This is a genomic window from Bacillus sp. FJAT-29790 (assembly GCF_019039215.1).
GTDB lineage: Bacteria > Bacillota > Bacilli > Bacillales > Cytobacillaceae > Cytobacillus.
This window is the reverse complement of sequence record NZ_JAHNZZ010000001.1, coordinates 2,873,851-2,885,303: the sequence shown is the minus strand read 5'-3', so window position 1 is coordinate 2,885,303 and position 11,453 is coordinate 2,873,851. Positions and strand designations below refer to the sequence as shown.

General features: G+C 37.6%; 10 protein-coding genes, 2 tRNA genes and 2 pseudogenes. 11 read left to right on the top strand and 3 right to left on the bottom strand.

The annotated features are described in order from the left end of the window. The first annotated feature begins 94 nt into the window (after positions 1-94). Together BGM26_RS13550 and BGM26_RS13545 are read left to right on the top strand one after the other, a co-directional pair. Positions 95-169: transfer RNA gene (locus tag BGM26_RS13550), tRNA-Gln, on the top strand. A gap of 216 nt (positions 170-385) precedes the next feature. After that, positions 386-456 (top strand) — tRNA-Gly (locus BGM26_RS13545). Positions 457-960: 504 nt separating this feature from the next. Here BGM26_RS13545 and speB read toward each other — a convergent pair. Then, positions 961-1,929 carry an agmatinase gene (gene speB / locus BGM26_RS13540; RefSeq protein WP_217040316.1) on the bottom strand — a complete coding sequence of 323 codons (969 nt, stop codon included), beginning with the start codon at positions 1,927-1,929 and terminating at the stop codon, positions 961-963. A 401-nt stretch (positions 1,930-2,330) separates the two neighbouring features. Here speB and BGM26_RS13535 point away from each other — a divergent pair, with 401 nt between their 5' ends. Further along, entirely contained in the window at positions 2,331-3,677 is a 1,347-nt protein-coding gene (locus tag BGM26_RS13535) for an APC family permease (protein ID WP_483297780.1), read from the top strand. Between the two features lie 549 nt (positions 3,678-4,226). Further along, positions 4,227-5,246 (top strand): HoxN/HupN/NixA family nickel/cobalt transporter, encoded by a 1,020-nt coding sequence (locus BGM26_RS13530; RefSeq protein WP_217040315.1) that lies wholly within the window; start codon positions 4,227-4,229, stop codon positions 5,244-5,246. 229 nt (positions 5,247-5,475) lie between these two features. On the opposite strand, the gene BGM26_RS13525 is transcribed toward BGM26_RS13530, so the two are convergent. Beyond that, positions 5,476-5,835, bottom strand: a complete 360-nt coding sequence (locus BGM26_RS13525) for a winged helix-turn-helix transcriptional regulator (RefSeq protein ID WP_217040314.1) — start codon at positions 5,833-5,835, stop codon at positions 5,476-5,478. A 170-nt stretch (positions 5,836-6,005) separates the two neighbouring features. Here BGM26_RS13525 and BGM26_RS13520 point away from each other — a divergent pair, with 170 nt between their 5' ends. The 7 genes and pseudogenes from BGM26_RS13520 to BGM26_RS21575 all read left to right on the top strand — a co-directional run. Further along, the gene (locus BGM26_RS13520) at positions 6,006-6,848 is read left to right on the top strand and encodes a pirin family protein (RefSeq protein ID WP_217040313.1); all 843 of its coding nucleotides are present in this window, start codon (positions 6,006-6,008) and stop codon (positions 6,846-6,848) included. A 187-nt stretch (positions 6,849-7,035) separates the two neighbouring features. Further along, on the top strand, positions 7,036-7,656 hold the full coding sequence (locus BGM26_RS13515; protein ID WP_217040312.1) for a nitroreductase family protein: 621 nt from the start codon (positions 7,036-7,038) through the stop codon (positions 7,654-7,656). Between the two features lie 26 nt (positions 7,657-7,682). Continuing rightward, on the top strand, positions 7,683-8,081 hold the full coding sequence (locus BGM26_RS13510) for a DoxX family protein (protein WP_217040311.1): 399 nt from the start codon (positions 7,683-7,685) through the stop codon (positions 8,079-8,081). A gap of 296 nt (positions 8,082-8,377) precedes the next feature. Continuing rightward, positions 8,378-8,761: a VOC family protein gene (locus tag BGM26_RS13505; RefSeq protein ID WP_217040310.1), complete on the top strand. Its 384-nt coding sequence runs from the start codon at positions 8,378-8,380 to the stop codon at positions 8,759-8,761. 282 nt (positions 8,762-9,043) lie between these two features. Further along, a pseudogene (locus tag BGM26_RS13500) lies at positions 9,044-9,578 on the top strand (Ada metal-binding domain-containing protein); the annotation flags it as partial. 66 nt (positions 9,579-9,644) lie between these two features. Next, on the top strand, positions 9,645-10,172 hold the full coding sequence (locus BGM26_RS13495) for a methylated-DNA--[protein]-cysteine S-methyltransferase (RefSeq protein WP_217040309.1): 528 nt from the start codon (positions 9,645-9,647) through the stop codon (positions 10,170-10,172). 49 nt (positions 10,173-10,221) lie between these two features. Then, a pseudogene (locus BGM26_RS21575) lies at positions 10,222-10,329 on the top strand (radical SAM protein); the annotation flags it as partial. Between the two features lie 21 nt (positions 10,330-10,350). Here the strand turns inward: BGM26_RS21575 and BGM26_RS13490 are convergent. Beyond that, positions 10,351-11,244 carry a DMT family transporter gene (locus BGM26_RS13490; protein WP_217040308.1) on the bottom strand — a complete coding sequence of 298 codons (894 nt, stop codon included), beginning with the start codon at positions 11,242-11,244 and terminating at the stop codon, positions 10,351-10,353. Positions 11,245-11,453: the final 209 nt, after the last annotated feature.

Genomic DNA, 11,453 nt, shown 5'->3' with positions numbered 1-11,453 from the left:
CTTGAAAACCGACAGGCGGGTCAAACCGCGCGGGGGTTCGAATCCCTCTTCCTCCTCCATTTTTATTTTTTAATAGTATATGAAGTTAAATCAATGGGCTATAGCCAAGCGGTAAGGCATCGCACTTTGACTGCGACATGCGTTGGTTCGAATCCAGCTAGCCCAGCCAATTTTTAAAAAACAACGACGAAGCTTTGCTTCGCCGAATGGTTTTTTAAAAATTTGCGACAAATCACGCAGGGATTTGGAGCAAAGTATGACCACTTTTAAAATTCAACACAAACACTCACTTGCGCCATTAGCTAAGTTGGTTGAGGATTTTAAAAGCTGTAGAGGAAGACGCATATGTAGCGTGATGAGAATTTAATAACAATATATCCTATATGCGGGTGTAGTTTAGTGGTAAAACCTCAGCCTTCCAAGCTGATGATGAGGGTTCGATTCCCTTCACCCGCTTACAATTAATGGGCCTATAGCTTAGCAGGATAGAGCAACGGCCTTCTAAGCTGTCGGTCAGAGGTTCGAATCCTCTTCCTCTAAGGTGCGTAAAAAACTAATCCAACTAAACTGGATTAGTTTTTTTTGAAAGATAATAAAGGGGTAGCGTCAGGAAAAGGGGATTTACAACGCTAGAAAAATATTTAACAAAAAAATCGATTCCTGTTTGAAAGGAATCGGCGATATTTGAAATATTTTTTAATTAATTTCTAGAATTTTGGTCAATTGTTAGTATTCTCATTAATCATTTCTAATTCATTTAAGGACAAGATTCCTTCTACTTATATGGGAACCAAAGGTAAATTCTAATTGTTTGTATAGTATAGAATGAACAGTTCCAAAGTTTTCTTCAAAATTGTGTACTGTCACACCATCAGGATTTTCTATTGACTCTTTCTACAACTTTTTCTCCATCGTAAGTTTCTACTCACGCTGTATCCTTAATTTCTATTAATTATAATATCATGAATCAATTTGAGTTAATTTTTCTTGTTTTTCTTCTTCTTTTATTTTTAAGGCTACTAAACTAGCAAAGTCATGGATGATAGTGGCTGCCAATAGTGATGTGATTTGTGTGGGATCGTATGGCGGGAGGACCTCCACCAGGTCGAATCCTATAAAGTTAAATCCATGCAGGGAACGAATCATCTGTAGAGTTTCAAGGCTATTTAGACCGCCGACTTCTAAGGTGCCTGTTCCAGGGGCACATGATGGATCGACAAAATCAATATCAAAGCTCAAGAAACATGGTGTATCCCCAATGGTCTTCTTTACTTCCTTTATGACATCCTCGATTCCTCTTTCCTTTAGTTCAGAAGTAGTTATCACGTTGTAGCCTAGGTCCGTGCTGGCATCTATATCTCCTGGATGATTGAGCGTACCTCTAATTCCAATTTGGAAAACCTTATCCGTTTGGAGTAAACCCTCTTCATAAGCACGGATAAAAGGAGATCCATGCCAATACTTTTCATCATAATAGGTATCCCACGTATCTGTATGTGAATCAAAATGGAGAAGTGCAACAGGTCCATGTACTTTTGCAGCAGCTCTCAGGTTTGCCAATGTTACTGAATGATCCCCGCCAATACCTATTGGAATGATTCCTTTTTTCATCAAGTCTGTCATTGCGCTTTCAATTAACTCATAGCTTCGGTGTATATTATGGGGGATCACAGAAACATCCCCAATATCAATCGCATTACAATCGTCAAACGGGTACACCTTGTGAATTGGATGGTAAGGAAAGAGGGTCATGGATGCCTGGCGGACTGCCTGCGGAGCAAATCTTGCTCCGACTCTGAATGAAGCAGCTGTATCAAAAGGCAAACCTATCACTGCCAATTTGGCATTTTCTCTTGCAGCAGGTAAGCGCATAAATGTTCCGGTCGTACAAAACTCTGGTTTTACGTCGGAAGATAGCGGATATTTCATCTTTGTATTCCTCCATTTTTTATATTTATTATTAATTATGCAAGTCGCATGCCAAGTCCCTATTAAGTGATTTTTCATATGTTCAGATTAGATATTATCTTCAGGGGTTATGAAAAAGCGAATAATCTATGCAAAATTGAATCGCTTATAAGAAGACGATGCACTACTTGAATATGGTAAATGAGATAACTAACTGATATTGCCTAATTCAAGAGGTTTCTCTGAGAATTCTACATATCTACGTAAGTTGCAGTAATTTGGCACAAAATATGCATCTAAATATATAATTATTTTTAAAATTCTTAAAATAGTGGAGGATCTTAACTTCATCTGATTTATGATGTAGTAATTTCCAAAAAAAATGAAAGCGTTTAATTTGAGGAGAAAAGGGGGAATGATAGGTGGAAAATGGTGCTAAACTGAAAAGGTCGCTGAAATTATGGCAAATTGTTATGATGGGGTTAGCTTATATGGCGCCTATGGTTGTATTTGACACATTTGGTATTGTATCTGACATTACAGGGGGACACGTCCCGACTGCATATGTCATTGCATTGGTGGGTATGCTTTTTACAGCCGCAAGCTATGGAAAACTTGTAAAGGTTTTCCCTTCAGCAGGTTCTGCTTATACTTATACGCAAAAGGCGATTAGCCGACATCTAGGATTCCTGGTAGGTTGGTCTTCGTTGCTAGATTATCTATTTTTGCCTATGGTAAATGCATTGTTGACCAAAATCTACCTCACAGCACTATTTCCAGAAGTTCCAATATGGATATGGGTAGTATTGTTTGTAGGGATTATCACCATTCTTAATCTTCGTAGTGTTAATGTACTTGCTAACTTTAATAGCCTTTTTGTTTTAATTCAGATTGCTATTATGGTTGTGTTCATCATCCTTGTTGTCAAAGGCTTGCATAATGGGGAAGGCGCAGGTGAAGTGCTTACAATTCGGCCTTTCGTAAATGGAGGAATGGATTATTCGACCATCATAACCGGGGCCACAATTCTTTGTTTTTCCTTTTTGGGGTTTGATGCAGTAACGACACTCTCAGAAGAAACACCAGATCCAAAAAAAACGATTCCGAAAGCGATCTTCTTAACTGCTCTTTGGGGTGGGATTATTTTCATCACCACTTCATTCTTTATTCAGCTCTTTTTCCCGGATATATCGCGGTTTAAGGACCCGGAAGCTGCTTTACCGGAAATTGCCCTTTATGTCGGTGGGAAGCTGTTCCAATCCATTTTTCTTTGTGTAACTTTCGTTAATACGCTAGCATCAGGACTAGCATCACATGCCAGTGTCTCACGTCTATTATATGTTATGGGCCGTGATAGAGTGTTTCCGGAAAAATGGTTTGGATTTATTCACCCTAAGTGGAAAACGCCAGCTATTAATGTTGTCATAGTCGGAGTCATTTCATTGTCGGCCGTGTTCTTTGATTTAGTGACTGCCGCATCATTAATTAACTTTGGTGCATTAATGGCATTTACCTTTGTAAATTTGTCGGTGATCAGCTATTTTGTCATCCGAGAAAAGAAGCATCGAACTGTAAAGGGATTTATCAATTACTTAATTATGCCTTTAATCGGAGCTTTAGCAGTTGTTGTTCTCTGGATCAATCTTGAGGCTAGCTCTCTAATAATGGGATCAGCCTGGTTTATAATTGGTTTTTGTTATCTCTTATATATCACAAAGGCATTTCGTACAGCTCCACCTCAATATGAAGTTGAAGAAGTTCAGGTATAGAGTTTGAAAGGGAAAACGCATTCTTCTAGGATGCGTCTTTTTATTTCAGCATGCCGCCTTATTTTGCTGCTCTTAACTATCCATAGTTACTTTGTTAACAAAATGTGTACTACTAACAGATTTTTGAGAATAGACTGTACAGAATCAAGTGAATTTTGATAAAACATCATATCCATTTCTGGTAAGGAGTGCTACGAATTTATAAATTTGTGACATGAAACAACAAAGAAATTTATTTTAATATTTTTCATTTTGAATGGGATGTAATTGCTAGGGCATTGTTGATCTCTCTTTTTTCTTAAAGGATTAGTCTCCCTAATAGTACATATAGCTATTAATTGACTAAATAATTTCATCATGATAGGGTAAAAATATTCTTTTTTTTTTACAAACATTAATTTAATTATTAGGTGTTTTAGTGTTACCTTTTTGTAAAAACGTGCTACTTTATAGTGGATTTAGTAATACTACATCTAATAATTGCAAGATATGTTATTTTTGTTGTGGGGATTTTTAGCAAATTAATTAGGGAAGGAAGTCGTTAACGAAATGAAACGAAGAGACTGGATAGAATTTATATGGAATCGGTATATGTTAGGTGTTTTAGTTATCCATGTCCTAGGATTCATTGCGTTATTTACAGTAGTACCTGCTCATCCAACCTTCATAGGATTGGGGATAGCAGCGTATGTTTTTGGTATTCGTCACGCATTTGATGTTGATCATATTGCTGCAGTTGACAACACGATTCGTAAATTAGTTGCACAAAAGAAAGATTCTAGAGGAGTAGGTTTCTATTTTTCATTAGGACATTCAACAGTTGTCTTTTTATTAGCTGTATTAACAGCTGTTTCCGTAAATTTCGTAGCAAAATACATGCCGAGTATGCAAGAAATTGGCGGTATTATAGGAGTAACAGTATCAGGTGTTTTTCTTGTTTTTTTAGCGATTCTAAATTTAGTGTTATTTATTCAATTATGGAAAATTCTCCGTGGGATGAAAGAAAAGAAAATGTCCGAAGCGGAGTTAGAGAAAGTGTTTGAAGCGAAAGGCTTCTTTACACGTTATTTAGGACCGTTATTTAAAGTAGTGACGAAAAGTCGGCATATTTATCCGATTGGGTTCTTATTTGGTTTAGGTTTCGATACAGCAACAGAAATTTCATTATTGACGATGTCAGCAGGGGCGGCAAAAAGCCATCTGCCGGTTATTGGTATATTGGCTTTGCCATTATTATTTGCAGCAGGTATGAGTTTATTTGATACGTTAGATGGTATTTTGATGACGAAGAGTTATGCTTGGGCCAATGATCGACCGGTTCGAAAAGTTTACTACAATTTAACAGTAACAGCGATTTCTGTCGTTGCAGCATTAGCGGTTGGGATTGTTGAATTAGCACAAATTACGACAGAAAAGCTTCATTTATCAGGTGGTTTGTGGGATGTTATTGCAGCAATCGATTTCGGCAATTTAGGTTATTTCTTAGTCGCAGCCTTTTTAATTATTTGGGGAGTATCTGTTTTTATTTGGAAATTTTATGGGATAGAAGAGCGCTATACAGTAAAATAACACTTTATTGTGCCTATCGGAAGCTTAAGCTTTACCGAAGTTTAATTCAATTATTAAGGATCAAGTTAAAGCCAGACGTACCAAGCGTTTGTGCCTTTCTTGATCCTTTTTTCGTTGCTCCAAACCTTTATTCTTACCTCTCCAGATGAGCAATAAAGTGAGAAAAATGCTGGAAAGGAATTCTTGAAGAAAATACTAGGACTTATCCGTTTTTTAATTTTTTAATTCTTTAGAGCACATCCCTTACATTCAGGCTATCTCTTTTCTTTTGCATGTGAGTTGCATGAGAGGTTCCCCACTCATGCATAATATCTAAGACAGGCTGCAAGCTTTTTCCGTAATCAGAAATAGAATACTCAACTTTTGGCGGAATTTGTGGATAGATGACTCTGTTAATAATATCTTCATCTTCCAATTCTCTTAATTGTTTGGTCAACATTTTTTGAGTAATATTTGGCATCAATCTTTTTAATTCACTAAATCTTACTGTTCCTTCATTAAATAAATGCAGTAAAATAATCGGTTTCCATTTGCCTACTAAGATGCTTAAAGCTTCGTCAACTTTACATAGTTCGGGTTTTTTATCCATTATAACCTCCATTAGTATCCTTTTGTATACTATAGCACCTTAAAGTGCGTACTTCTCTTTTTATTTGGTCTGTTTCATAATAACACATATAGCAGTTCAATGGCCAATTGGTTCGAAAAGCTTCATTTTTTAAATAGATATCTTCTAAATTACAGGGGAAGGATTTGAATATGAACAACGAGCATGTTTTTTCTAGAGGAATCAGAAGTGTACGGGATGTCGTGTACCAAGAAAACTCGCCAACGCATAAAGTGGGATTGGTTATTGAACCGGGTAATTGGGAAGAATTTGATCCATTTTTATTGATGGCTGAAGACTTTTTCCAGCGTGGAACATTTGGAATGCATCCGCATCGCGGCATTGAAACCGTCACTTTCGTTATTGATGGGAAGCTTGAACATTTAGACAATAAAACGGGCGGTGGGGAACTATTACCTGGAGATGTTCAATGGATGACCGCTGGTAAAGGGATTATTCATACAGAGGACCCAGCTATTGGAGAAACCGTTCATTCCCTGCAGCTGTGGGTGAATCTTCCGAGTGATAAAAAAATGACGGAGCCTCGTTATCAGAATATGCGGGGACAAGATATGCCGGTTCATCATGAAAATGGCGCAATCATTCGTGTGTTTTCCGGATCATCAAAGGGTGTTACTGCTGACACAAAAAATCATGTACCAGTTACGATGGTCGAGATGATTCTTGAACCAAATGCTACTGTCACACAAGACCTTCCCGGCAACTATAACGGATTTCTTTATGTAATAGAAGGAAAAGGGACTTTCGGCAATGAAAATACGGAAGGCAAGAAAGGGCAGGTTCTCTGGCTGGGACGTGGAACAGACGCTGAACAGACAGAAGTGAAGATCCACGCAAAGGAAAAACTTCATGTCCTGTTATATGCTGGGCAGCCTGTTGGAGAAAAAGTTGTCGCACGTGGTCCATTTGTGATGAATTCGGAAGAAGAGATCGTGCAGGCATATAGAGATTACAGAGAAGGGAAATTTGAGTAAACTAAAAAAGTGTCAGGCACCGTAGAAAGACAAAACAGCTACTTATGTCCGTTTATAGTGGGCAATTGTGTTATGTGAAGTAAGAAATCCTCTGTGAAGGAACCATCATTTTATATAAAATAAATATTTTTTTGGTTATATATCTCGAATTGAATATATATGAATCAAAGATATTGGAGGAGATCATGTGGAATCATTCAAGCGACTAGTAACAGAAAGACGATCAGCAAGTAATTTTATGGAAAATCACCCAATTACACCAATGGAACTCGATGAAATATTCGAGCTTGTAAAAATGGCGCCATCCGCCTTTAATCTTCAGCACACAAACTATGTGGCTGTCATTGATCCGCAAATAAAGGAAAGCGTCAAAAAAGCTGCATATGGACAGCATAAAGTGGGGACATCCTCGGCCGTGATCATCGTTTTGGGCGATAAAAAAGCATACAAAGAAACGGAAAGAATCTATGAAGGTCTTCTCATGCTAGGCATTTTGAATAAACAAGAGTACGATCATGCCGTTCAAGATACTGTATCAATGTATGAAAGCCGGGGAGAATTATTTCAACGGGATGAAGCGATAAGAAATGCTTCTTTATCAGCGATGATGTTTATGCTCGCTGCCAAAAGTAAAGGGTGGGATACATGCCCGATGATTGGATTTGATCCAGAGCAGATGAAAGGAGTATTAAATATTTCAGATCAATATGAACCGGTCATGATGATCACCATTGGAAAAGAAAAGGTTCAGAGCAGAAAGCCAAGAGGATACCGCAAACCAATAGCAGAGTTTGTGAAGTACGTTTAAATTGAAATTTTTGAGGAGGAAATAAAATGGTAGATGCAGGATTATTGTTTATTCGTTTAGTGATTGGATTAGCTTTTGTAGGACATGGGGCGCAAAAGTTATTTGGCTGGTTTGGTGGATACGGTTTAAAAGGAACTGGAGGGTGGTTCGAGTCGATTGGTATGAAGCCAGGTGTAACAATGGCTCTGTTAGCAGGACTGGCAGAGTTTGTAGGTGGGGCAATGTTCACTTTAGGACTATTCACGCCACTTGCCGGAATAATCATTGCAGGAACGATGGTAATAGCGATTGTTAAAGTCCATGGGCCGAATGGATTTTGGAGTACACAAAATGGTTATGAGTATAATTTGGTGATATTAGTCGTTGCTATTGGGATGGCAATGATAGGACCTGGACGATATGCGTTCGATGCTCTTTTCTTTTAAATAAATTTGGGGTATGGCGGAACATAACCTTCCCGTTTTATTAAATTAATAGATCGGCAAGTACATTTAAAATTGAATTTATGATAAGGATATACTAAATTGGAAGTATTCCTATCAAGGTAAATTAATAGGTAATGCTCCTAGTGAGGCGGTATCTTAAAGATGGAATAGTTGACAAATAGTGAACAATTTGTCAACTATTTTGCATTTAAGTGTTCCAACCAGTAAACATGAGATTTTAAACACTTCATACATCAATTCAAAAACCACATAAAATGATAAGGGGGTTGATCACAATGCAAAAAATCAATACGTTTTTAATGTTCAATGGGAAAGCTGAAGAAGCGATGAATTTCTACATATCGTTATTTTCTGAGTCTGAAATCGCCCGTATCCTCCATCATGAAGATGGAACAGTGATGCATGCTACATTCACATTAAAAGGACAAACATTCATGGCGATTGATAACATGAACAAGCAAGATATTCCTTTTACTCCTGCTATTTCACTGTTTGTAACATGCGATACATCAGAGGAAATTGAAGAAGTGTTTGCGAAATTATCTCAAGATGGACAAGTTCTTATGCCGCTCGCTCCGTCTCCAGTTAGTGAAAAATTCGGTTGGGTTGCAGATAAATACGGTGTTTCTTGGCAACTAAACCTCGCGAAAGTCCAATAAAAATAATAATAACAGAAAAGAAACGTGCAGATTGTTAGTCTGCATGTTTTTTTTATGTTACTTCATAATTCGAACAAATCTCCATAAATAAAGTGCGGCATAAGATTCCCAGTTCATCCATGTAGAAGATAGTTTCAAAATTTCTTCCTTGTAATCCCCCATTAAACATACTCTCTATGTTGTAAAAAAAAAGTATGAGTTAGTACAGTATCTTGCTATTATTTTCCTAAAATCGTACATTACGTATTTTCGAGGGATATAATATGAAAGGAGGTGTGGAAAATGACGGGTATAATCGATGATGGCTTTCAAGTTAATCAAAGTCGTGGTGTGATGAATTACGAGGAAGGAATGACAGATGAAAAGTGGCAGGCCATTATAGGAAATGATACTGAGTACAACGATCAATTTTCTATGCTGTAAGACCACAGGGATATTCTGTAAACCGTCATGTGAATTGCGTGTTCCTAAGAAAGAAATTGTATTTATTTTCCAAAATGTCGAACAGGCACTGACTGCCAATTTCCCTCCGTCTAAACGCTGCAAACCTACGAATGAGCGATTACCTGGTAGCGAATTGGTAGCGCTGATCACACAATACATTGAAAAAAATATATTGAAAAACTAACGCTGGAAATATTAGCTGATATTAGCCAGGGAAGCCCATATCATTTGCACCGTACTTTTAAGAAAATGACTGGCATCACGCCAGTTGAATATATACAAGAAATCAGAATAGATAAAGCTAAAAACAGATCGAGCGGTTGTGGATATCGCCATGACTGTAGATATGCCCAATAAACCATATTTTATCACTTAAAGAAAACTGGACATACACACTATCGTCAGGTGAATAGAGAAATTAAATCGGAGGGATTGTAAAGTGAAATCACAGAATAAGCCAACCATTTATTGGTCTTTGCTGAATCATAAGGGTTGGAATATTTATATTGCTGCAACATCGAAGGGGCTTTGTTATGTTGGTTCACAAAACACACCGTTTGAAGAATTGTCAGCTTGGGCGGAGAAACGTTTTCCAGGGAGTTCTCTTGTTGAAGATGACGAAAAACTCCAGTCCTATGCGGGTGAACTCATCGAGTATTTAGAAGGGAAACGGAAGAGCTTTACCGTTCCATTTGACTACAGCGGGACGCCGTTCCAACTAGCTGTATGGAACGCACTTTGTGAGATTCCTTACGGAGAAACTCGAGTGTATTCAGATATTGCGAACGATATAAATAAACCAGCTGCTGTACGTGCGGTGGGAGCGGCAATTGGAGCCAATCCCGTATTAATTACGGTACCATGTCATCGCGTAGTGGGGAAGAATGGAAAGCTTACCGGGTATCGTGGGGGTTTGGAAATGAAGACCCAACTCCTTAAGCTGGAGCGGCAGTGTTCATCGAGCTGAGGCGAAGAAGGCCGAACAAACAACGAATGACTGATTAAGAGGGATTGTCATGAAAAGTGAGTTGTTCTATAAAAATCCGAAATCTATCCTTATTAAAGGTATAGGCTTTCTTTCTGGTTATAGTCATTCATTAAATCCTTATACAGGTTGTTCATTTAGCCTTTTCAATTTCTTCTTGTTACTTACTTAACACTGATCGATTATATCGCTTTTTTCTCTGATACGTTGATAGTAAGACGCCCCCTACAATAAATAGGGACCCAAGTATTTCTACCCCTGTAATCGGCTTGGCGAGTAATATCAATCCCATAATCATGGCTACAAAAGGCTCTAAATTAGATAAAATAGATGCCTTTGAAGCATCAACGTGTCGAATATTATTATTCCAAATAAGAGTGGCTATCCCATGTACAATAACAGCGGTTCCGATCAGCAATGCCCAATGAGAAAGGTCAAAGCTTATTCGTAAGGGGGTATCCAGTGAAAAAGCAAACGGGATTGCCACAATAAAGCCCACGATATTCGAATATAAAGTAATCGTAAGTGGATCGATTCTTTGAGCAAGTACTCTCGTCATAATAATCATAATGGCGAATGTGATCATTGTTACAACAATCCATATAAGACCTTTATCAATATGTATAGAAGATAAATTACCTTTCGATACAACAAAATAAATCCCTATGATCGCAATAATAGACCCTAGCAACATACGCATTGTTAATTTTTCCTTTAAGAAAATAGCCGCTAAAAAGCCAGTTAAAATAGGAGTTGTTGCTAAAATCAATGCAGATGTGGTTGGATCAGCAGTTTCTAATCCGACAAAAAAAGACCATTGATTTATAAAAACGCCAATAATACCGAGGAAAATAATGGCTATAAAATCGGTTTTATTTAAACGTATTAAATGTTTTTTGTAAGAAGATAATCCAATTAAAAATAACACAATAAACAACAGTCTCAGTAGTGTTAGCAGAGCAGGGGAGAAATCCTGCACTAAAATCTTCCCAAATACAAAATTACTTCCCCATACCACTACACAAAAAGTTAGCCAAGTATAAGTTTTTAACATATTTTTCCTACTTTCCTATGTGAAAATTGCAACTGTCTTATTTTAAACAAAAAAGTATGTTTAGTATATAATTTTGTTTGGCTGTAGTAGGAAAGAATGGATTGCGTACCGCTATTGAGTCGGGGACGAGGAGTAGGGTAGTCTCAATAAAGGAGCGATGATGCCCTGGATCAGAAAGAATGAGTAAATCTGGTCGCCATGAGTGATCA